The organism is Prevotella sp. AM23-5 (assembly GCF_003473645.1).
Classification (GTDB): domain Bacteria; phylum Bacteroidota; class Bacteroidia; order Bacteroidales; family Bacteroidaceae; genus Prevotella; species Prevotella copri_A.
The window spans coordinates 12,059-35,945 of the sequence record NZ_QUCG01000037.1; the positions used below are offsets into that span (position 1 = coordinate 12,059).

The 23,887-nt window shown below is 46.3% G+C and carries 17 protein-coding genes; 8 read left to right on the forward strand and 9 right to left on the reverse strand.

The annotated features are described in order from the left end of the window. Positions 1 to 227: 227 nt before the first annotated feature. The 4 genes from DW657_RS10165 to DW657_RS17790 form a co-directional block, all read right to left on the reverse strand. Positions 228 to 1,811 (reverse strand): S41 family peptidase, encoded by a 1,584-nt coding sequence (locus DW657_RS10165; protein ID WP_118312416.1) that lies wholly within the window; start codon positions 1,809 to 1,811, stop codon positions 228 to 230. 29 nt (positions 1,812 to 1,840) lie between these two features. Continuing rightward, positions 1,841 to 3,817, reverse strand: a complete 1,977-nt coding sequence (locus DW657_RS10170) for a DNA topoisomerase IV subunit B (protein ID WP_118312417.1) — start codon at positions 3,815 to 3,817, stop codon at positions 1,841 to 1,843. A 39-nt stretch (positions 3,818 to 3,856) separates the two neighbouring features. Continuing rightward, positions 3,857 to 5,008, reverse strand: coding sequence for an N-acetyltransferase (locus DW657_RS10175; RefSeq protein ID WP_118312418.1), 1,152 nt, complete (start codon positions 5,006 to 5,008; stop codon positions 3,857 to 3,859). A 343-nt stretch (positions 5,009 to 5,351) separates the two neighbouring features. Next, positions 5,352 to 5,522, reverse strand: coding sequence for a hypothetical protein (locus tag DW657_RS17790; protein ID WP_158577351.1), 171 nt, complete (start codon positions 5,520 to 5,522; stop codon positions 5,352 to 5,354). A 149-nt stretch (positions 5,523 to 5,671) separates the two neighbouring features. On the opposite strand from DW657_RS17790, the gene DW657_RS10180 reads away from it, so the two are divergent. Beyond that, positions 5,672 to 7,213: a carboxylesterase/lipase family protein gene (locus DW657_RS10180; RefSeq protein ID WP_118312419.1), complete on the forward strand. Its 1,542-nt coding sequence runs from the start codon at positions 5,672 to 5,674 to the stop codon at positions 7,211 to 7,213. A gap of 110 nt (positions 7,214 to 7,323) precedes the next feature. On the opposite strand, the gene DW657_RS10185 is transcribed toward DW657_RS10180, so the two are convergent. From DW657_RS10185 to DW657_RS10200, 4 genes are all read right to left on the reverse strand, one after another. Next, positions 7,324 to 8,700: a class I SAM-dependent methyltransferase gene (locus tag DW657_RS10185; RefSeq protein WP_118312420.1), complete on the reverse strand. Its 1,377-nt coding sequence runs from the start codon at positions 8,698 to 8,700 to the stop codon at positions 7,324 to 7,326. 570 nt (positions 8,701 to 9,270) lie between these two features. After that, positions 9,271 to 10,029: a succinate dehydrogenase/fumarate reductase iron-sulfur subunit gene (locus DW657_RS10190; protein ID WP_022120108.1), complete on the reverse strand. Its 759-nt coding sequence runs from the start codon at positions 10,027 to 10,029 to the stop codon at positions 9,271 to 9,273. 15 nt (positions 10,030 to 10,044) lie between these two features. After that, the gene (locus DW657_RS10195) at positions 10,045 to 12,027 is read right to left on the reverse strand and encodes a fumarate reductase/succinate dehydrogenase flavoprotein subunit (protein ID WP_117663575.1); all 1,983 of its coding nucleotides are present in this window, start codon (positions 12,025 to 12,027) and stop codon (positions 10,045 to 10,047) included. A gap of 32 nt (positions 12,028 to 12,059) precedes the next feature. Beyond that, a complete protein-coding gene (locus DW657_RS10200) occupies positions 12,060 to 12,743 on the reverse strand; it encodes a succinate dehydrogenase/fumarate reductase cytochrome b subunit (RefSeq protein WP_117663576.1) in 684 nt (227 codons plus the stop codon). 234 nt (positions 12,744 to 12,977) lie between these two features. Here DW657_RS10200 and mnmG point away from each other — a divergent pair, with 234 nt between their 5' ends. The 6 genes from mnmG to deoC all read left to right on the forward strand — a co-directional run bounded on the left by mnmG (position 12,978) and on the right by deoC (position 19,568). After that, positions 12,978 to 14,849 (forward strand): tRNA uridine-5-carboxymethylaminomethyl(34) synthesis enzyme MnmG, encoded by a 1,872-nt coding sequence (gene mnmG, locus DW657_RS10205; RefSeq protein ID WP_118312421.1) that lies wholly within the window; start codon positions 12,978 to 12,980, stop codon positions 14,847 to 14,849. Between the two features lie 273 nt (positions 14,850 to 15,122). Continuing rightward, positions 15,123 to 15,653 carry an adenine phosphoribosyltransferase gene (locus DW657_RS10210; protein WP_089543078.1) on the forward strand — a complete coding sequence of 177 codons (531 nt, stop codon included), beginning with the start codon at positions 15,123 to 15,125 and terminating at the stop codon, positions 15,651 to 15,653. 114 nt (positions 15,654 to 15,767) lie between these two features. Further along, on the forward strand, positions 15,768 to 17,615 hold the full coding sequence (gene uvrC / locus DW657_RS10215) for an excinuclease ABC subunit UvrC (RefSeq protein WP_118312422.1): 1,848 nt from the start codon (positions 15,768 to 15,770) through the stop codon (positions 17,613 to 17,615). Between the two features lie 120 nt (positions 17,616 to 17,735). Continuing rightward, the gene (dtd, locus tag DW657_RS10220) at positions 17,736 to 18,188 is read left to right on the forward strand and encodes a D-aminoacyl-tRNA deacylase (protein ID WP_118312423.1); all 453 of its coding nucleotides are present in this window, start codon (positions 17,736 to 17,738) and stop codon (positions 18,186 to 18,188) included. Positions 18,189 to 18,192: 4 nt separating this feature from the next. Then, positions 18,193 to 18,543 (forward strand): nucleotide pyrophosphohydrolase, encoded by a 351-nt coding sequence (locus DW657_RS10225; protein ID WP_089543075.1) that lies wholly within the window; start codon positions 18,193 to 18,195, stop codon positions 18,541 to 18,543. 86 nt (positions 18,544 to 18,629) lie between these two features. Further along, positions 18,630 to 19,568 (forward strand): deoxyribose-phosphate aldolase, encoded by a 939-nt coding sequence (gene deoC, locus DW657_RS10230; RefSeq protein ID WP_118312424.1) that lies wholly within the window; start codon positions 18,630 to 18,632, stop codon positions 19,566 to 19,568. A gap of 172 nt (positions 19,569 to 19,740) precedes the next feature. Here the strand turns inward: deoC and DW657_RS10235 are convergent, their stop codons facing one another. Next, entirely contained in the window at positions 19,741 to 20,718 is a 978-nt protein-coding gene (locus DW657_RS10235; RefSeq protein WP_118312425.1) for a polyprenyl synthetase family protein, read from the reverse strand. An 86-nt stretch (positions 20,719 to 20,804) separates the two neighbouring features. On the opposite strand from DW657_RS10235, the gene polA reads away from it, so the two are divergent. Next, positions 20,805 to 23,567 (forward strand): DNA polymerase I, encoded by a 2,763-nt coding sequence (gene polA / locus DW657_RS10240; protein ID WP_118312428.1) that lies wholly within the window; start codon positions 20,805 to 20,807, stop codon positions 23,565 to 23,567. Positions 23,568 to 23,887: the final 320 nt, after the last annotated feature.

A 23,887-nucleotide genomic window follows, 5' to 3' on the forward strand; every position in this document is an offset into this window, starting at 1 on the left:
GGGCAAAAGCTTCGTATCAGAAAGCTTTTGCCCTTACAGGGCGACTTTGTTATATCCCCATTATACCCAGGGCGGTGCCCTGGGCTAGGAGCTTCTGCCCTTTCAGGGCGTATTGCTTAAAGCTTACCGCTAGGCGGGTTACGGGTTAACAGCCGTTTTTCTATAGTTACACGAGCAAAGCACTTGAATTCTTCACTCTTCGTTCTTCACTCTTCACTTAACCTTCCCTACTTCCCCGTAGTCAGCAGCTGCACGGCCCGCTGAACAATCTCGTTCGTCTCGTTCCAAACCTGGAAATATTGACTCATATCCCAGATATCTCTTGCTACAAGGGCTTTCAGCTGCAGGGCGAGGTATTTCTTTGTCTGAACCAATTCTGCCTCATCCTTAGGCTCTATCTTCTCTTTCTTGCCCTCAGCGATAATCGCATCGGTGAGCGAAGACGGAACCTCGTAGCTTGCCAGGAACTTGTTGAAATCCTTATACTGGCTCTTCAATTCCTTGCGATGCGCATCGATAAACTTCAGGCTGTGGTTGATGACGATACTCTTGGCTGCCAGCTGACGGTGCATCTTGGTGTACTTGGTAGTATCCAATGGCACGAAATAATCGGGCATGATTCCGCCACCACCATAAACCACACGGTGCTTGCGCAAGGTATAATACTTCAAGCTGTCGGAAAGATGGATGCTGTCCTGGTTGGTGAACTCGCCATGCTTGTAGCGATTGTCGAGATCCATCGCATAATCCTGTCTGTCTCCCTTCTTATACGGCTTCTGGATGCATCTGCCGCTAGGCGTATAATAATGTGCGATGGTGAGGCGAATCTCGCTGCCATCATCGAAGGTGAGCGGACGCTGCACCAATCCCTTGCCGAAGGTTCTGCGACCTACCACTACTCCACGATCCTGATCCTGGATGGCTCCGGAAACAATCTCTGCGGCAGAAGCTGTAAACTCATTGGTAAGCACTACCACCTTGCCCTTGCGCCATCTTCCGTTAGCCTGCGCCTTGTACTCCTGACGGGGAGCTGCACGACCACTGGTATAAACGATGAGATCGCCCTTCTGCAGGAACTCGTTGGCTATCTGAGCCGCTGCCTGAAGGTAGCCGCCGCCATTATCCTCAAGGTCGAAGATCAGGTCTTTCATTCCCACTTTCTTGAGCGAATCCATCGCCGTAGTCACCTCCTTGTAGCTGGTCAGGCCGAAGCTTCCCAATCGGATGTATCCGATTCCCGGACGAATCATATAAGCCGCATCCATCGTGGTTACAGGAATCTTGTCACGCTTCACCTTGAAAGTAAGCTTGTCCTTGATGCCCCGGCGCACGATGGTAAGATTCACCATCGTGCCCTTAGGACCACGAAGGCGCTTCATGATTTCCTCCTTGCTCATCTTCACACCCGAAATAGCCGTATCATTCACCGCAACGATGCGATCGCCGGCTATGATTCCCACCTTCTCGGAAGGACCATTCACTACGGGCTGGATGACGAGCAAGGTATCATCTACCATGTTAAACTGCACGCCAATGCCATCGAAACTGCCATTCAGCGGTTCATTCATCGCCTTGGTTTCCTTGGCTGTGGCATAAGATGAATGAGGGTCGAGCTTCTCGAGCATACCACGGATGGCATCCTCTACAAGCTTGTTCTCATCCACACTATCCACATAGAGATTGGTAATGGCGATTTCTGCCCTACCCAACTTCTCTATCGGGCTATTCTTGCCCATCTTGATGCGCAGCTGGGCACTGGCAGAAGTTGCTGCCAAGAATGCCAGAAACGCAAATAAAATTATCTTCTTCATTTTCTAAAACTTCGTTCTTCACTCTTCACTTAATCCAGCGGTGCTGAGTCTTCCTCCGGAATATCCTCCTCAATCACCAGGTTATCGATGATGAAGTTCTGACGTTCCATCGTATTCTTACCCATATAATACTCCAGGAGTTTCTGCACCTGATCGGTCTTGTGGAGCGTAACCTGCTCCAATCGCATATCCGGACCGATGAAGTGGGCAAACTCCTCTGGTGAAATCTCTCCCAAACCCTTAAATCGGGTGATTTCCGGGTCAGGACCAAGGTTTCTGATGGCTTGCTGTCGCTCCTCATCGCTGTAACAGTAATGCGTGATGAAATCGCCCTTCTTCTCCTTAGGGCCCAACTTGGCATCGGCATCAGCCACCGCCTGCTTGTTCTTGATTTTGGTTCGCTTGTTGCGCACTCGGAACAATGGAGTCTGAAGCACATACACGTGGCCCTTCTTGATGAGGTCAGGGAAGAACTGCAGGAAGAAGGTGATGATGAGCAATCGGATGTGCATTCCATCCACATCGGCATCGGTAGCCACAATCACCTTATTATATCTCAATCCGTCCAATCCGTCCTCGATATCGAGGGCTGCCTGAAGCAGGTTGAACTCCTCGTTCTCGTAAACCACCTTCTTGGTCAGGCCGTAGCAGTTTAACGGCTTGCCTCGCAGCGAGAATACCGCCTGGGTGTTCACGTCGCGGCTCTTGGTAATGCTTCCGCTGGCAGAATCACCCTCGGTGATGAAGATGGAGCTTGCCTCCTTCAGCTCGTTCTTGGCGTCGCTGAAGTGGATGCGGCAATCGCGCAACTTGCGGTTGTGAAGGTTCGCCTTCTTGGCACGCTCACGAGCCAGTTTGGTAACGCCAGCCATCGCCTTGCGCTCACGCTCACTCTCCTTGATCTTGTTCTCCAGAATCTCAGCCACATCCTTGTGGATATGGAGATAGTTATCTACTTCCTTCTTCAGGAAATCGCCCACATACTTATTGATGGTTTCGCCTCCGTTCGGAGACATTGTGGTACTTCCGAGCTTAATCTTCGTCTGACTCTCAAACACCGGCTCCTCAACGTTCAGGGCGATGGCAGCCACCAGTCCGTTTCGGATGTCGACATACTCATACTTGCCGTAGAACTCCTTGATGGTTCTGGCGATATGCTCCTTGAAGGCACTCTGATGAGTACCGCCCTGGGTGGTGTGCTGGCCGTTTACGAAGGAATAGTACTCCTCGCCATACTGATTGGTATGGGTAAAGGCTATCTCGATGTCTTCGCCCTTCATGTGGACAATCTCATAAAGACCCTCGTTGGTCATGTTATCGGTCAGGAGATCTTTCAAACCATGACGGCTGAGGATGCGGCGGCCATTGTGCATAATGGTAAGACCGGTGTTCAGATAAGTATAGTTACGGAGCATGGTTTCCACGAAATCATCGTGGAAAGAATAGTTCTTGAACAGGGTATTATCCGGTTCGAAGAAGATGAAGGTACCGTTCTCGTCCTCCGTATCTTCGGTAACATCGCTCTGCAGAATACCTTTCTCAAACTTCAGATGGCGCACCTTGCCGTCGCGGAACGACTTTACCTCGAAATGGGAGCTGAGGGCATTCACCGCCTTCACACCCACTCCGTTCAAGCCGACACTCTTCTTGAACGCCTTGCTGTCGTACTTACCACCGGTATTCAGCACGCTCACAGCCTCGACAAGTTTACCTTGAGGAATACCACGACCATAGTCGCGCACGCTGACCCGCAGATGATCTTCGATATCAATCTCCAATCTGGATCCAGCTCCCATCTTGAACTCGTCGATAGAGTTATCTACCACCTCTTTCAGAAGCACATAGATACCATCCTCCGGCAGGTTACCATCACCCAGACGACCAATGTACATACCCGGACGAGTACGCACATGCTCCATATCGCTCAAGTGTCGGATATTGTCGTCGGTATATTCCACCGGCTGCTGCTCCTGGGGGGCTTTCAATTCATTATTATCTTCTGACATAAAATCCTCCTATGTTTTTAGGGGAGATCCCTTAAATCCTTATTTAATAATCTTCTTGTAGCATTTTCTGCGCTTGTGCATCACTGGGGTCAAAGCTCCCCACTGTCCCTGCACGCCCGCATTGGTTTCCAGCTCTACCTGGGTTTCACCCCATTCAATGCCGTACTTCTGGTACCAAGGAATCAGGTCGGCAAAGAGAAGCGCATTGGCTCCCTTGGCACGATACTCTGGAAGAATACCGATGAGGAGGAGGTCAACGATGTTGGTCTTGTGCTGTTTGATGGCTCTCAACACATGATACCAGCCGAAAGGCAGCAATCTGCCACGGCGGCACTTTCTCAGGGCATGAGCCAACGACGGCATGGTGATTCCCACACCGATGAGCTTATGCTCTCCACCCGTCCAATCCTCGATACAGGTGATGAGGTTGAAGTCGAGGAAACTGAGATACGACTTGATAAGCTGATCTATCTGCTTTTGCGAGAGTTCAGAATATCCATAGAGATCCTTGTAGGTATCGTTGATGAGATCGAAGATTTTCTGACCCATTCCGCCTTGGAAGACTTCCTTCTTAGTAAGCTTGCGCACATGCAGATTGTAGCGCTTCTCTATCATCATCGCTATCTTGGCGTACTTCTCCGGTATGGTATCAGGTACCATGATCTTGAACTCCACATACTTGTTATCTACCTCAAAACCCTCCAGGACCTCGATGTGCTCCGGATAATAAGGGTAATTGTAGATGGTAGGCATAGTACCCAGCTGATCGAAACCCCAGGTAAGCATTCCCTCAGGATCCATATCGGTAAATCCAAGCGGACCTACCATATCCTCCATACCTTTCTCTTTACCATACTTTTCCACAGCATCCAAGAGAGCCTTCGAAACCTCACGGTCGTCGATGAAGTCAATCCATCCGAAGCGAACGGATTTCTTTCCCCACTTATTGTTTGCCTTATGGTTGATGATAGCAGCAACGCGACCTGCCAGCTTTCCATCCTTGTAGGCTAGATAATACTCTGCCTCGCAGAAGTCGAACGCAGCGTTCTTATCCTTGCTCAGGGTATTCATTTCGTCGCTGAAAAGATTAGGCACATCGTATTCGTTGCCTTCGTAGAGGTCGTAGTGGAAGTCGATGAACGTCTTCAAATCCTTCTTGCTTTCGACCTTTTTAATTTCAATTAATGACATGATTTCAAACTAGTTTGCAATATTATAGGATGCAAAAATAGCAATATTTCGCCAAACGACCAAATATTGCTATCTTATTTTCATTTTTTTAGTTTTTTGATTCTGGGTGCAAAATTACAGCTTTTTTTCAATAAAAGCTAGGTTTGCATCGTCTTCTACAAGTTCTACAAGAAGCAGCTTCATCATATCGTTAATGTTTATCTATGTCTTGTTTGCAAAGATACATCTTTTTCTGAAAATATAGCAATAATCTTTTCTTATTAACAATATGATAACAATATTTAATTACTGCTAGTTACAGTTTTCTTGTTCAGATTGGAAGGGTCATAAAATTGAAGCTTCTTCATCTCGACTTGTACTGTTGGTGGTAGAGACGGGGAACTGAATTGTCTATCAAGACGATGCGCTGCTTGGGACTCTTGACTAATTCTGAGACAAAGGAAATTGCTCCATAACCCGAAAATTTTCCTCCCAAAGGAGTGAGTTTCTCAGAATTAATTTGTATCTTTGCCATGTCATATCAGAGTTTTGCTTGTTTTCTTTTCGCAACACTAAGATAAGTGAAAATTCTGACATAGCAAAATCCGGAGTAACTCTTTGTTGCTCAAGCGCTTAAAATGTTTAATTAACAATAGTGTTGCGGAATTAATGGAATAACCAGAAATGAGATTGAAAAGACATCTACTGACAGCCGCCCTGGCACTCTTTTGCCTATCGGCAGCTAACGCCCAACTGCTAAGAACAACAGTGGAGCAAGGAGAAATTGAAGGAGTGGAACATGAAGGATTCGCCCTATACAAGGGAATCCCATACGCAGAAGCACCAGTGGGCAACCTCAGATGGAAAGCCCCTGTGAGCAAGAAGCCTTGGAAGGGAGTATTCAAAGCAGACAAATGGGGAGACCGTCCACCACAGCCCATCGACCCTAACCAAAATGGTGGTGAGCTGGGCATGAGCGAGGACTGCCTATACCTCAGTGTGGAAACGCCAGCCAAGAGTAAGAATGACAAACTCCCTGTATTTGTGATGATTCATGGAGGAGCCTTTCTTACTGGCTCCTACAGTGGAACTCAGGAAAGCTTTGTCAAGGAAGGCATCATCTATTGTAGCATAGAATACCGCTTGGGAGCCTTGGGATTCATGGCACATCCTGAACTTAGCAAGGAATCTGGCAAGAACATATCAGGCAACTATGGCATACTTGACCAGGTGATGGCTTTGAAATGGATTCACGACAATATCGCTGCCTTCGGTGGAGACCCTGACAAGATTACCATTGCAGGCGAATCAGCAGGTGGTATCTCGGTAAGTATGTTATGCGCCTCTCCACTTGCAAAGGGACTATTCCGTGGTGCCATCAGCGAAAGCGGCGGTTCTTTCTGGCCAGTGGGTGAAGCAAGAAACGGCAACACCGCCATGCTCACAACTAAAGCAGCAGAGGCAAGCGGACTGGCACTTCAAAAGAAACTTAAAGTAAAGAACATTAAGCAACTCAGAAAAGTTCCTTTCATGGACATCGTGAAGAATACCGCCATGGAATCCTTCTGGCCTAATGTGGATGGCTACAGCATCACAGATGACCAGTATAAGCTCTATGAAAAGGGAAACTACAATGATGTAAATGTCATCATAGGAACCAACAGCGACGAAGGAAGTATGTTTAGCCGCCCAGTCAGTGTAAGTGACTATGAGAAAAGAATCCATAAGATATATGGAAGTTGGGCAGACCAGGTTCTCAGCCTCTATCCTGCCAAGACAGAGGAAGAAACCTACTTCGCTCAATCCGACATTTTCCGTGATGGCTCCTTTGCATGGGGAACGTATGCCTGGGCTAACCTGCAGAGCAAGACCGGCAAGGGCAAGGTGTATATGTATTACTTTGACCAAGACTCAGAGAACACCATCGTGAAAAGCCGCAAGGGAGGAGCCAGCCATGTGGCAGAGATGCCATTCATCTATGGCTATAAGTTTGGCTCTGGAAAGATGACCGAGACGGAGCAGCACATGGAACAAATCATGTCACGCTACTGGATCAACTTTACCAAGACTGGCAATCCAAATGGGGATAGCCTTCCTTTCTGGACTACCTACCAGGAAGGTAAACCAACGGTGATGATTATGAAGGAAGGACTGCATTTGGGACCTGTTCAAAATCAAAAGCAAATGGATTTCTTCGAGAAGTTCTTCAAGGAAAAAAGAAAATAATACGTCAAGAGGGTGTGTCATAAGCCTATGGCGCACCCTCATATTTCGCAAACATTTCACATCAGTTCCTGCATTGGTATCAATGCAACACCTAAATTAACATCATATTCTTATTCTTTAATTTTCTGACAAGCTTTCTCCGTTATTACCAGCATATGGCTTTCGTTGCTCAATGTGGTGGCAAAAATATAAGTTTCACCACCATCTTTCAACTTTAGGCGCTTGCGCAATTCTGCCACGGAAAGGGGGAAGTTGCGGGTGGCGATGTTCGCCTTGGTGATTCCTGACAGATGACGCTTCAACTCCTTCTTATTAAAAGAAGAAACGGCGATGATGCGGAAACTTCTGCCTGGGAATGCTTCGATAGGCGCCTGGCTCACGAAAAGATGACTGTTCTTGGAAAGCATCCTTGCATCATAGCGCCCGGAAAGAACACCGAAACAGCCAGCTTTCATCAACGACGCATTCGGCTCATAAAGATGCTGCATCTCTTCAAGCGTGGATGGGGCTATCTTCACCTGAGAAGTCTCCATATCCGACTCATCACAGACGAAGGATTGCGCATCATTGACGCAATAAATGCGGAGATTCCCGGCATGTTTTACTTCTCCATCTGCCGATGAAGCCTCCATATCGCCCATATTTCGCGCAGAGAGCACTAAAAGAAGCTCCTTGCACTCATTGTTCACGGAGATGATATGAACCTCTCTTACGTGGCTTAATTCGCTTATGGCACGGTGCCAGTCGAGCATCGGAGAGAGTTTGATGATAACGTAATCTGCCTTCGAAAGCATCTCTTCCTGCAAAACGGTAACATCGGGCGTGCAATCCTTCAAGGATACCACCTTGTTGCCCGCATCGTCTCTACGGGCAGGATCAATGAAGATTAACTTAAGACCAAGCCTGGTCTTAAGTAATGACAAAGGTTGGTCATAAATGATGCCTAAAGAATCATCAGCTGATGCAGCATCATCTTTCTTTGGCAGAAAAGAATGAAGAACCTCAATTCCATCTCCATTCTTCACGATGGCGTTCTTCAAGCCCAGTCGCTCAAAGTTCTCCTTAGCCGCCTCGCAAAGATGTGCCAGACGCTCCACGTACATCGACTTCACGCCCAACCGGGCTGCAATATAAGAGAAATCTACTCCAAAGCCACCAGTCAGATCTACAAACCCGATTTCTTCTGAAAAATCAGAGAAAGAAGCTGATGAAGATACCGGCAAGCCGAGCAATCTAGCAGCCAATTCTGCCTTGTAAAGCGCAGTAGATTCAGAGGAGCATTGCTCCATAGAAATATGAGGAGGATAGATGATGCCCTCGAGACTTGCCCAACGAGGCAACTTGACACGAGCCATCTTTCGCCCGCGAATCTGATCAAGAGCGAAAGGCATATCTACTTCCGGATACTTGCTTGCGAGAAAAGCCAGCTGGCGGACATCATCGTCCTGATGCTGGCGAATAAAGTCTTGAGTCGCTTGGTTCATCATTTATGCTCTTTTATATCTTTATTGAATAATACTTTATTTATTACTATTTACTGGATCTAACTATGATAGTTACTGGATTCTGCAGCTCTCTCACGACATAAGGATTATTGCCTAACTATGGCAATAAATTGCCCTCCTAAAGGGCAAAAAGATGCCATCACTAGGCAATAATTGGAATGAGGCTTCATTCAAAACGGGATGTAACCTTACTGCCGAGCAATGCACTCCTAAATCTTCAGAATGCTTCCGCAGTAAAAAGCCTACTCTCGTTTTCACTCTTCACTCTTCACCATTTAGCCTGAAACTCCGATAAACACTGGGGATTTGAGTGGTGAAGAGTGGCGCTGACTCTTCACCACTCTTCACCAGTCTTCACCAGTCCTATAAAAAAAGGTGAAGGGTGGGTGAAGAGTCATTTCAACTCTTCACCCACCCAACTATCTATTCTTCAACCGCTTATACCCAAAAGGTGAAGAGTGAAGAGTTTTTGAGAAAATTCTCTCGCATTCGTTCGAATGCATTCGTTCGAATGCGAAGAGAAAAATCCGGTGTCTTAAGAGATACGGTGGATTAGTCAGCCAACTTAGCCTTCAAGAACTCACGGTTCAAGCGGGCGATGTTAGCGATAGACTCGTTCTTAGGACAAACAGCCTCGCAAGCACGAGTGTTTGTACAGTTACCGAATCCGAGCTCATCCATGCGTGCAATCATCTTCTTAGCACGGGCAGCAGCCTCTACACGACCTTGTGGGAGAAGTGCCAACTGGCTAACCTTTGAGCTGACGAAGAGCATGGCAGAACCATTCTTACATGCAGCAACACAAGCACCGCAACCGATACATGTAGCGCAATCCATTGCCTCGTCTGCATTCTCCTTAGGAATCAGGATAGCGTTGGCATCCTGAGCCTGACCTGTACGGATGCTGGTGTAACCACCTGCCTGGATAATCTTGTCGAATGCTGAACGGTCTACCATACAGTCCTTGATGATAGGGAAACCAGCAGAACGCCAAGGCTCAACGGTGATTACGTCACCATCGTTGAAACGACGCATGTAGAGCTGACATGTTGTAGCACCACGCTCAGTCTTACCATGAGGTGTACCATTAATATAGAGAGAGCACATACCGCAGATACCCTCGCGGCAGTCGTGGTCGAAGACGAAAGGCTCCTGACCTGACTCGATGAGCTCCTCGTTCAATATGTCGAGCATCTCGAGGAATGAAGTATCATCTGGGATGTTCTTCATCTCGTGTGTATCGAAGTGACCCTGTGCTGTAGGACCGTCCTGCTTCCAATACTTAACTGTGAAACTTATATTTCTTGCCATTGTCTTGTTCGCTTTTTAATTCTTGTAATTTCTTGTCTGTACCTTAATTGCCTCATACTCGAGAGGTTCCTTGTTGAGCACTGGAGCAGTTGTATCGTTGCCCTGATACTCCCAGCAGCCTACGTAGAAGAAGTTCTCGTCATCACGCTTAGCCTCGCCTTCCTCTGTCTGGTACTCCTCACGGAAGTGACCACCACAGCTCTCGTTGCGGTGCAATGCGTCGTAAGCGATCAACTCGCCCATCAAGATGAAGTCACGCAAGTGGATAGCCTTATCCAACTCTACGTTCAAGCCTTCCTTCTTACCAGGGATGAAGAGGTTCTTGTTGAATTCCTCGCGGAGAGCCTTCATCTTCTTCAAGCCTTCCTCAAGACCTTCCTTGGTACGACCCATACCTACGTGCTCCCAAAGGATGTGACCCAACTCCTTGTGGATAGAATCTACAGAGCGCTTGCCCTGGATACCCATCAAGCGGTCGATTTCCTTCTGAACACCTGCCTCTGCCTCTGCGAACTCTGGGAGATCGGTAGAGAGCTTTGGCCACAATGCCTGGTCGGCCAAGTAGTTCTGGATGGTGTATGGCAATACGAAGTAACCGTCAGCCAAACCCTGCATCAAAGCAGATGCACCCAAACGGTTAGCACCGTGGTCAGAGAAGTTACACTCACCAATAGCGAAGAGACCTGGGATAGTGGTCATCAACTCGTAGTCAACCCAGATACCACCCATTGTATAGTGGATAGCAGGGAAGATCATCATTGGGTTGTAGTACTTCACGCCGTTAATCTCGTTAGCCAACTCACCTGGGTTAACGTCGGTAATCTCCTCATACATATCGAAGAGGTTGCCATAACGCTGCAGGATAACGTCGATACCGAGACGGTTGATAGACTCAGAGAAGTCGAGGAATACGGCAAGACCTGTGTTGTTGACACCGAAGCCCTTGTCGCAACGCTCCTTAGCTGCACGAGAAGCCACGTCACGAGGAACCAAGTTACCGAATGCTGGGTAACGGCGCTCCAAGTAGTAGTCGCGGTCTTCCTCAGGAATATCAGAACCCTTCTTTGTACCTGCCTGCAATGCCTTGGCATCCTCAATCTTCTTAGGAACCCAGATACGACCATCGTTACGGAGTGACTCTGACATCAAAGTCAACTTACTCTGGTTTGTACCGTGAACAGGGATACATGTAGGGTGAATCTGAACGTAAGATGGGTTAGCGAAGTCAGCACCCTTGCGGTAGCACTGGATAGCTGCTGTACAGTTACAACCCATAGCGTTTGTAGAAAGGAAGTAAGCGTTACCATAACCACCGGTAGCGATAACTACGGCGTTGGCAGAGAAACGCTCCAACTTACCTGTGATCAAATTCTTGGCGATGATACCACGAGCGTGACCGTCAACGATAACAACATCCTCCATCTCGTAACGGGTGAAGAGCTTTACCTTACCTGCCTCAACCATACGGCTCAAAGAAGAGTAAGCACCGAGGAGGAGCTGCTGACCTGTCTGACCCTTAGCATAGAATGTACGAGATACCTGAGCACCACCGAAAGAACGGTTAGCCAACATACCACCGTACTCACGAGCGAAAGGAACGCCCTGAGCTACGCACTGGTCGATGATGTCGTTGCTCACCTCAGCCAAACGGTAAACGTTAGCCTCACGAGCACGGTAGTCACCACCCTTTACTGTATCGTAGAACAGACGGTAAACAGAGTCACCATCATTCTGATAATTCTTAGCTGCATTGATACCACCCTGTGCTGCGATAGAGTGAGCACGACGTGGAGAGTCCTGGATGCAGAAGTTCAAGATGTTGAAGCCCATCTCGCCAAGAGAAGCAGCTGCAGAAGCACCTGCCAAACCTGTACCTACGACGATAACGTCGAGCTTTAACTTATTCTTTGGGTTAACCAAACGCTGGTGAGCCTTATAGTTGGTCCACTTCTCAGCAACTGGTCCTTCAGGTATTCTAGAATTTAATGTTTTTGCCATAATCTTTTTTAATACTTAAATGATTACACGAATTATGCGCAGCACAAAGATGGAGCGCAACCGAAAGCGAATGCCAATACGACAACGATGAAGAGGAGAAGCAGGATGGTAGAGTAAATCATACCAATAGTCTTCCAACGGCAGAACCAAGTCTTACCGTTCCAACCGAGAGTCTGAATAGCACTCCAGAAACCGTGAGTGAGGTGGAACCAAAGAGCTACCAACCAGATGATGTAGAGAACTACGAACACTGGGTTAGCGAAGGTGTCCTGAATGAATGCGAAGCCGTCTGCTGGGCTGTGGCCGAAGCTTGTACCCAAAAGTTCAGCAAACATCATGTTGTACCAGAAATTGAAGAGGTGAAGCAACAAACCGAGAACGATGATGATACCGAGCACCAACATGTTCTGGCTAGCCCACTCTACTTTCTCTGGCTTTGCTGTTACCTCGTAACGCTGGTTACCGCGAGCACGACGGTTCTGTGCTGTCAGGATGAAAGCGTAAACGATGTGACAAACTGCCAAAGCTGCCAAACCCAAAGTTGCAACTACGGCGTACCAGTTAGCACCCAACAACTCGCAGATTGCGTTGTAAGCTTCTCCAGAGAAAAGCGCAACCACATTCATGCAACCGTGGAATGTCAAGAATAGAATAAGAGCGATACCAGTTACTGACATCACTACCTTTCTACCAATAGATGAATTGATTAACCACATAAATGATTGAATTTTAATTATTTAACTGTTTGAAACTAATTTATTATTTCCTTCATCTCGTACTTGCAATACCACTTTCAAGGCATTCTGCAATCCTCATTTATAGGTATATTTTCGCAAGTCTGCTGCAAAATTACTATATTTTAATGATTTATCAAAGTATTTTTGCTAAAATTTCAATTAAATTTCTTACTTTTGCCGAAAATTAGATAAAATATAGATTAGAGACAGATTATGAACTTCAATTATGACGTACTCGTTATCGGTGGAGGACACGCCGGATGCGAGGCAGCAGCTGCCTCGGCAAACATGGGTGCCAACACCTGTTTGATAACGATGGACATGAACAAGATTGGTCAGATGAGTTGCAATCCTGCCATAGGCGGTATTGCCAAGGGACAGATTGTGCGAGAGATTGATGCACTGGGCGGACAGATGGGTATCGTCACCGACAAGACGGCTATCCAGTTCCGTATGCTTAATATAGGAAAGGGACCTGCCGTATGGAGTCCTCGTGCTCAATGCGACCGTGGCAAGTTCATCTGGGAATGGAGAACCATTCTCGACCATACCGACCATCTCGACATCTGGCAAGACCAGGCCGACGAGCTTCTCGTAGCAAACGGAGAGGCAATCGGCGTGCGCACCATCTGGGGTGCAGAATTCTATGCCAAGAGCATCATCATCACCGCCGGCACTTTCCTCAACGGACTGATGCACGTGGGAAGAAAGATGGTGGAAGGTGGAAGATGTGCAGAACCTGCCGTTCATCATTTCACAGAAAGCATCACCCGATGGGGAATCACATCGGCAAGAATGAAAACAGGAACTCCTGTACGCATCGACAAGCGAAGCGTTCACTTCGAAGACATGGAGGAGCAACCGGGCGACACCGATTTCCATCAGTTCTCGTACATGGGCAACCACAAAGTTCTGAAACAGCTTCCTTGCTGGACATGCTATACGAACAGCAAGGTGCACGAAATTCTGAAAAGCGGATTGGATGACTCACCTTTATATAATGGCCAAATCCAAAGCACAGGTCCCCGTTACTGTCCAAGCATCGAAACCAAGCTTGTCACCTTCCCCGACAAGGAACAGCACCCGCTCTTCCTGGAGCCAGAAGGTGAAGACACCAATGAAATGTACCTGAACGGTTTTTCTTCGAGCATGCCGATGGAAATCCAACTGGATGCACTCCACGAAATCCCGGCATTGAGAGATGCGAAGATCTACCGACCAGGTTACGCCATCGAGTACGATTACTTCGACCCAACCCAGCTGAAGCATTCGCTGGAGTCGAAAATCATCAAGGGACTTTTCTTTGCCGGACAGGTAAACGGAACCACCGGTTACGAAGAAGCAGGAGGTCAGGGCACGGTTGCCGGAATCAACGCTGCACTTCATTGCGTGGGCGACAAGACGTTCGAGATGAAGCGAGACGAGAGTTACATCGGCGTACTCATCGATGACCTCACCACAAAGGGTGTAGATGAACCATACCGCATGTTCACCTCAAGAGCCGAGTACCGCATCCTGCTTCGCCAGGACGACGCCGATTCCCGACTCACGGAAAAAGCATACGAGCTCGGCATCGCCAAGCGCGACCGTTACGACTGGTGGATGGAGAAGAAAGATGCTATCGAAAGAATCATAGACTTCTGCGCCAACTATCCTATCAAGAAAGACGAGATCAATCCGAAGCTCGAAGCACTCGGCACTACTCCACTCCGCGCCGGCTGCAAGCTCATCGACCTCGTGGCTCGTCCGCATCTCAACCTTCAGAACCTGTCGGAAATCATCCCCGACCTGAAGGCAGCGATGGAAGCACCAGACAACCGGAAAGAAGAGATTGCCGAGGCGGCAGAAATCAAGATGAAGTACAAAGGATACATCGAGCGCGAGCGACTCATCGCCGACAAGATGCACCGTCTGGAGAACATCAGAATCAAGGGACGCTTCAACTACTCTGAGATTCTCGAAATCTCAACAGAAGGACGACAAAAGCTCGAGCGCATCGACCCTGACACGTTGGCTCAGGCAAGCCGAATTCCAGGTGTATCTCCAAGCGACATCAATGTACTGCTCGTCCTACTGGGAAGATAAGCAAAGATGTATTGCTCGTCTTCCCAGGAAGACAAGCAGAAGAATTGGCGGTTTCAGCAAGAAAAACCTGCGAAACTAGGGATCTTCAGCAATGTTTCACGTGAAACCACTCTTACATAAAGCATTTGATACCAAAGAACTTAGATTCTTTTGCATCAAGTAAATTGTGGTTAAAGCAAAACTTCAGTGTTTCCGTGGAACACAGCCGATAAAAGCTGCCAAAACTCGAAGAAACAATAAAAAATATAGTATTAATTTATAGTATAAAAGACAATGAACAATCAGCTATTATTAGACAATCTGCGTTGCATTCCAGATTGGCCAATCAAGGGTGTAAACTTCCGCGATGTTAGTACCCTATTTAAGAATCCAGAGTCTCTTAAAGAGATCTGCGATGAGATGTACGAGATCTACAAAGACAAAGGTATCACCAAGATTGTAGGCATCGAATCACGTGGTTTCGTGATGTCTTCTGCCCTCGCAATCCGTCTCGGCGCAGGCGTAGTTTTATGCCGAAAGCCAGGTAAGCTTCCATGCAAAACCGTGCAGGAAAGCTATGCGAAAGAATACGGTATGGACACCATCGAAATCCACGAAGATGCCATCAACGAGAACGACATAATCCTCCTTCACGACGACCTTCTCGCTACCGGCGGAACCATGAAGGCAGCCTGCAATCTGGTGAAGAAATTCCACCCAAAGAAGGTGTATGCTAACTTTATCATCGAGCTCGTAAATGAGAATTTCGAAGGCAGAAAGAACTTCGATGAGGATGTAGAAGTATCTACTTTATTGCAGTTGTAAAGCACGAAAAATGCTTGAATAATGCATATTATTCTGCAGTTATAAAGCATACGGGCGTTGCCGTTTCACGTGAAACAGCAACGCTCTTTCACCCTATTTTAACCCCATAAAGGTATGACGAAACAAGAAAATGAGGAAAGATTAACTCGGTTAAAAAGCATCGTCTTAAGCATGCCGGAGAAACCGGGAAGCTATCAATATTACGACGAGAATCACACGATTATATATGTAGGAAAGGCGAAAAATCTGAAGAGAAGAGTATCTTCCTACTTCCATAAAGAGGTAGATAGATACAAGACAAAGGTGCTTGTTTCTAAGATTTTCGACATCTCATACACCGTCGTGAACACCGAAGAAGATGCACTTTTGCTGGAAAACAGCCTTATCAAAAAGTATAATCCAAGGTATAATGTTTTGCTGAAAGACGGCAAAACCTACCCCTCTATATGCGTTACAAACGAGTATTTTCCCCGCATTTTCAAGACGAGACATATCAACAAAAAGGTGGGAACTTTCTTCGGTCCTTACCCTCATGTGGGCAGTATGTATGCCGTTCTGGAGGTCATCAAGAAGCTGTATAAACCCCGTACTTGCAGATTTCCTATCACCAAAGAAGGCGTGGCGGAAGGCAAATATAAGCCCTGCCTAGAGTACCATATTCACAACTGCGGTGCCCCTTGCATCAACAAGCAGAGTTATGAGGAGTACCAGGAAAACATGCGCCAGGCGCGTGAAATTCTGAAGGGAAACACCCGGGAAGTAAGCAAATATCTCTATGATCTGATGATGAAAAATGCCGAGCTTCTACGCTTTGAAATAGCCGAAGAATACAAGAAGAAATATCAATTACTGGACGAATTTGAGGCAAAAAGCGAGGTGGTAAGCCATACGATTACCGATGTGGATGTCTTCACCATCGTGAATGATGAAGCCAACAAGAACGCCTTCATCAACTATATTCACGTGAAAAACGGCACCATCAACCAGAGCTTTACCTACGAGTACAAGCGCAAGTTGGAGGAGAGCGACGAGGAACTTCTGATTACCGCCATACCGGAAATCAGGGAGCGTTTCCACTCCACTTCGAAGGAGATTATCGTGCCTATCGAGATGGAATGGAAGCTGAAAGACGCCACTTTCTTCGTGCCTCAGAGGGGCGACAAGAAGCACCTTCTGGAACTATCGGAAATGAACTGCAAGCAGTATAAATTCGACCGTTTGAAGCAGGCAGAAAAGCTCAATCCTGAGCAAAAGCAAACCCGATTGATGAAGGAATTGCAGGCAAAACTTAAGTTGCCAAAGCTGCCTTATCAGATAGAATGCTTCGACAATTCCAATATATCGGGCACGGATGCCGTGGCTGGATGTATTGTATATAAAGGTATGAAACCATCCCGAAAAGACTACCGTAAATACAATATCAAGACGGTGGAAGGACCGGATGACTATGCTTCGATGCAAGAGGTAGTAAGACGAAGATACAGCCGAATGATAGAGGAAGAAACACCACTTCCCGACCTTATCATCACCGATGGCGGCAAGGGCCAGATGGAGGTGGTTAGAGAAGTAGTAGAAGATGAGCTACACCTGGAAATCCCTATCGCTGGTCTTGCCAAGGACGACCGCCATCGCACCAACGAACTTCTCTACGGTTTTCCGCCACAAACCATCGCTCTACCACCGGAAAGCGAGCTTTTCAAGGTATTAACGCAGATACAGGACGAGGTACATAGATACGCCATCACCTTCCATCGCGACAAGCGAAGCAAGCACGCTCTCCATTCCGAGTTAGACGACATCAAGGGCATCGGTCCTAAGGCAAAAGAAGCGCTTCTGAGCAAGTTTAAGAGCGTGAAAAAGATAAAAGAAGCATCACAGGAACAGCTTTCAGAGGTATTAGGACCTCATAAAGCCGAGATTCTTGCGAAATATTTCACAGAAAAGAGCGAGAATATGAAATAAAAGTCGTATATTTGCAGTTGAAACTATAGTAATAATAATAAAGATTGAACAGAACCCAGGATTCCACAAAATGCTATTCATAAAGTTCAATGTTCAACATTCAAAGTTCAAAGTAGTAATATGAGAATAGTAATACAACGTGTCGGTCATGCCTCTGTTACCATTGAAGGAGAAGTGAAATCTGCCATCAAACAAGGCTATCTTATCCTTCTTGGCATTGAGGAAAGCGACACATCTGAAGACGTAGATTGGTTGGTTAGAAAGGTCATAGGCCTTCGTGTTTTCGACGACGAAAATCACGTAATGAACCGCTCCATCATGGATGTAAACGGCGAGGTTCTGGTGATTAGCCAGTTCACCCTATTCGCCAGCTACAAGAAGGGAAATCGCCCTAGCTGGCTAAGAGCTGCCAAGCACGAAATCAGCGTTCCACTCTATGAAGAGTTCTGCAAGAAACTTTCTGATGCACTCGGAAAACCTGTAGGAACCGGCGAATTTGGTGCAGATATGAAGGTAGAATTACTGAATGACGGTCCTGTTACCATCATGATGGACACCCATAATAAGGAGTAAGAAAATGACAATAAAAGAAGCACAGGAAGCTGTAGATAAGTGGATCAAGGAATATGGCGTTCGCTATTTCAGCGAACTTACCAATATGGCTTGTCTTACGGAAGAAGTAGGAGAACTGGCTCGTGTCATCGCCCGAACATACGGCGACCAGAGCTTCAAGAAGGGCGAAAAGCCTAACCTCGGAGAAGAAATGGCAGACGTTCTCTGGGTTCTCATCTGTCTGGCTAACCAAACGGGTATCGATCTTACCGAAGAGCTCCAGAAAAGCATCGACAAGAAAACCCAAAGGGATGCTGAAAGACATAAGAATAACCCGAAATTGAAGGATCATAATGATTCAAAATTGAAGGAGTAAACAACCCGAAATTGAAGGAGTAAAACCGAAATATAAAGAATAATATAGATAACTCAACTTTAATAATTAAAAAAGTAACATTAAGTATGAGCAGCATTAAAGAACAGGTTCTTGCACAGCAGCAGGGACAATACAGCGAGTCAGACGATAAGTATTTATCTGTCTTGAAACAGTATAACTGCGACCTCAACGACGAGGAAGTAGCAGCAGAAGTAAAGAAGATTCTTGACGAGAAGGTAGCAGAAAACGAAACCATGGAGGTGAAGAAATTCCTCTTTGGCAGCATCGAACTTACATCTCTTCATACAGAAGATACAGAAGAAAGCATCCTGGCAATGATTGAAAAGGTAAATCAATTTTCCAAGGATTATCCTGAACTTCCTCACGTAGCAACCGTATGCACCTACCCTAACTTCGCAGGACTTATCAGTCAGAGTTTGGAGGTTGATGGCGTAGAAATCGCCGTTGTAAGCGGTAATTTCCCATCTTCCCAGACATTTATCGAGGTAAAGATTGCCGAGACAGCCATGGCTATCAAGGATGGCGCTACAGAGGTAGATATCGTTATGCCTGTAGGCAAGTTCTTCAGCGAGGATTACGAGGGTCTCTGCGATGACATTCAGGAACTGAAGGCAACCTGCGGTGAGCACAAGATGAAGTGCATCCTGGAAACAGGCGATTTGAAGAACTGCAGCAACATCATGAAGGCTTCTGTTCTTGCCATGTATGCAGGTTCTGATTACATCAAGACCTCTACCGGTAAAGAGAAGATTTCAGCAACCCCAGAAGCAGCTTACGTAATGTGCCAGGCAATCAAGGCATATTATGAGAAGACAGGTATCCAGATTGGTTTCAAGCCAGCTGGCGGCATCAACACCGTTCACGACGCAGTGGTTTACTACACCATCGTGAAAGAAGTTTTGGGTGAGAAATGGTTGACCAACGAGTGGTTGCGCCTGGGAACCTCACGCCTTACCAACCTCCTCTTGAGCGAGCTTGTAGGAAAGGAAATCAAGTACTTCTAAAAGGAGATTGCACAAGCCAAAACTTTATAAAGGTGATAGGTAAAACACGATACAAGAAGCAAGAAATACAGTAATAGATAAACAGATAAAGGGCTGATTCTCAACGAGAGAACCAACCCTTTTTTAATGTATATCAAGTTTTAATAAATCAAAGTTGCGTGATTAAATGATATTACGCCTTTCGTTCAATCACAAAATCCAAATAAGCCTTCAGCGCATTATAGATGCTCTTATCCTCCACATAGGTATCAAGGAAAGTCATCGCCTCAGCATGGAAATCCCACATACGCTTATCAGCGTATTCAATACCTCCGTTTTCCTTGGTAAATGCTACAAGCTGAGCTATCTCTTCTCGAGAAACCGTACGTGCCTTTACCTTATGCGCGAGCTTCAGCATCTCTTCGTCGCCAGTAGATTTCAAGGCATAGATTACAGGAAGCGTAAGCTTACCCTCGGTCATATCATTTCCGGTAGGTTTACCTATCTCCTTGGAGTCGTAATAATCAAAGATGTCATCACGAATCTGGAAGATAATACCCAGATTCTGACCGAATCGCTTCGCCTCTTCTATCTCTATGGCAGAAGCATGAGTTGACATTGCACCAATACCTGCACAAGCCTCAAAGAGAGCAGCAGTTTTCTGTTTGATTACCTGATAATATATCTCTTCTGAGATTTCATCATTACTAATACTGTTGAGCTGAAGTATCTCGCCATTAGACAAGATACGACCCAATTCTGCCAGATAGCGAACGATATCCTCGGAGTGCGAATAGGAAACATTGAGCAAAGCGGTAGAAAGAATATAGTCACCCACCAGTACGGCTACCTTATTATTATAAGTAGCATTCACACTTGCCTGGCCACGACGCTCGCCGCTTTCATCTACCACATCATCATGCACAAGAGAGGCGGTATGGAGCAACTCCAAACCGACTGCCGAATGCTGGGTAACCTCTGAAACCTTGCCGAAATTTCGCGCCATCAACAGGATGAGCATAGGGCGCATTCGTTTACCAGCGCGCTGACGGATATGGTCGAGCACCTGGGAAAGAAGGCCATCGCTATGCATCAAAGATTTGTTGAACAAATCAACAAAATCTGCCAATTCTGCCTCAATAGGCTGCTTAATAAGTGATAAATAGTCCATTAATTCTGAAATTTGATACAAAATTACGCATTTATTCTTGAAATATCGCATTTTTTTAGTAATTTTACACCATAAAAATGAATATTATGGATAAATTGTTCCTTTTAGACGCATATGCGCTCATTTATAGGTCGTATTATGCCTTTATGAAAGCCCCTCGAATCAATTCGAAGGGACTTAATACTTCGTGTGTAATGGGCTTCTGCAATACCCTCAACGAGATACTCACCAAGGAGAAGCCAACCCATATTGCGGTGGCTTTCGACCATGGCAAGACCTTCCGTCACGAAGCTTTTCCTGCGTATAAAGCACAGCGAGAAGAGACACCGGAAGACATCAAGCTCTCGGTACCTATCATCAAGAATATCCTGGAGGCTTATCACATTCCTATTCTTCAGGTGGATGGTTTCGAGGCGGATGATATCATTGGTACCGTTGCCTTGAAGGCAGGCGAGATGGGTATAGAAACCTATATGCTTACACCAGATAAGGATTATGCCCAGCTGGTAAGAGACAACGTATTCATGTTCCGACCTCGACATGGCGGTGGTTACGAGAAGTTGGGCGTTGCTGAGATTGAAGAGAAATACAGCATCTCTTCCCCACTCCAGGTAATCGATCTTTTGGCATTGATGGGTGACTCTGCCGACAACTTCCCTGGATGCCCGGGTGTTGGAGAGAAGACAGCCATCAAACTCATCAACCAATTTGGAAGCGTAGAGGGATTGATAGAAAATAGCGCCGAGGTGAAAGGCAAGCTCCGCGAGAAAGTGGAGGGTGCCATAGAGGATATCAAGATTTCAAAGTTCCTGGCAACCATCAGAACCGATGTACCGGTAGAGCTCAAGATGGAAGATTTAAAACTGGAAGAACCCGACAATGCCAAGTTGGATGAAATCTTCACCGATCTGGAGTTTAAGTCGTTCGCAAAGCGTGTTCTTAAAAAACCTCAAAAAGTGCAAACAAAGGCTACAGGAGAGCTTGATCTCTTTGGCGCACAGCAAGACGATGGGCAAGAAGAGGAAGAAAACACAAGTTTTGAGACCATTAAAACGGTTGCTCATACATACAAACTCATTGAAACAGAAGAAGATGCACAAAACCTATTTGATTATTTAATTACAAAGCAAATTCTCTGTTTAGATACAGAGACCACTTCCACCTCTGCAATAGATGCAGAATTGGTAGGATTGAGCTTTGCAGTAAAGGAGAAAGAGGCTTTCTACGTAGCAATTCCAGCGGAACGTGAAGAAGCCTTAAAATTCGTAAACATCTTCAAACCGCTCTACGAAAATCCGGAAATCCTGAAAGTAGGACAAAACATCAAGTACGACTACGAAGTGCTGATGAATTACGGAGTGGAGATACAGGGAAAGATGTTCGATACGATGATTGCTCATTATCTCATCCAGCCGGAGCTTTATCACAATATGGATTACCTCGCCGAGGTATATCTCAAATACCAGACGGTTCACATAGAAGAGTTGATAGGTCCTAAGGGAAAGAACCAGAAATCGATGCGCGACCTGTCTCCGACAGAAGTTTACGAGTATGCAGCAGAAGATGCCGACATCACCCTGCGCCTGAAGAATGTACTCGAACCAAAGCTCAAGGAGATAGAGTGCGAGGATTTATTCTGGAATGTAGAGATGCCGTTGGTGCCTGTTCTTGCCCACATGGAGATGACTGGCGTATGTATAGACACAGATACACTGAAGGAAACGTCTAATAATTTAACCAATCGACTCAATGAGATAGAACATCATATCTATGAGTTGGCAGGCGAATCATTCAATATTGGTTCTCCACGTCAGGTAGGCGATATTCTCTTCGGCAAGATGAAGATTGTGGAAAAGCCAAAGAAGACGAAGACCGGACAATATGTAACGAGCGAGGAAGTATTGCAGCAATTGCGCAGTAAGAGTCCAATCATCGATGAGATCCTGAACTACAGAGGATTAAAGAAACTGTTGGGAACCTACGTAGATGCCCTCCCCAAGCTCATCAATCCTCGCACAGGTCATATTCATGCTTCTTTCAACCAAACCATCACCGCTACGGGTCGCCTGTCATCCAGCGATCCAAACCTGCAGAATATCCCTGTGCGCGATGATGATGGAAAGGAGATAAGAAGATGCTTTATCCCAGAGCCGAGTTGTCTGTTCTTTTCTGCAGATTACTCCCAGATAGAACTTCGCATCATGGCACACCTGAGCGAAGATCCTAATATGGTAGAGGCATTCCTGGAAGGATCAGACATCCACGCAGCTACTGCAGCCAAGATCTGGCATGAAGACATCAAGGACGTAACCGATGCCCAGCGCAAGAAAGCAAAGACGGCCAACTTCGGTATCATCTACGGCATTACCACCTTCGGTCTTGCCCAACGCATGAACATCGAAAACCGAGAGGCGAAGCAAATCATAGAAGATTACTTCCGCACCTTCCCGGGCGTACATGCCTATATGGAGAAGTCGAAAGAGATAGCCAGGGAGAAAGGCTATGCCGAAACCCTCTTCCACCGTCGTCGCTACCTGCCAGATATCAACAGCAAGAACGGCACAGTAAGAGGCTTCGCAGAGCGCAATGCCATCAATGCCCCAATCCAGGGATCAGAAGCCGACATCATCAAGGTTGCCATGGTGAAGATCTTCAACCGATTCAAGGCAGAGCGCATCAAGAGTAAGATGATCATCCAGGTACACGATGAACTCAACTTCTCTGTTTATCCAGAGGAAAAAGAGAAGGTAGAGAAAATCGTGATAGAGGAAATGGAGAATGCCTATAAGCTCAAGGTTCCTTTGATTGCTGATGCCGGCTGGGGAAAGAACTGGCTGGAAGCGCATTAAAAAGAGCATCAACTCTTTAGGAAAAGACTTAAAAAGAAAGAAGAAAGACTTCAAAGAGCAACAAGAAAGACTTCAAAGAACAAGAAGAAGAAGCCTTTCCTAGCGTTCAAATAAACAAAAAATAGCTGCAAATGGTAAAAAACGAGCCATTTGCGGCTTTTTTTATAGGTTTATGAGATTCTTTTATTATTTTTTTGTATATTTGTAGCAGAAATCTATCAAGTATAGGTAAGGCAAGGAGAATTGAACCAAAATGAACCAACAGACATTGGCTTTTTTTCCCTACCTTTGCAACAATAGTTCGTTAAAATTTGAGATAA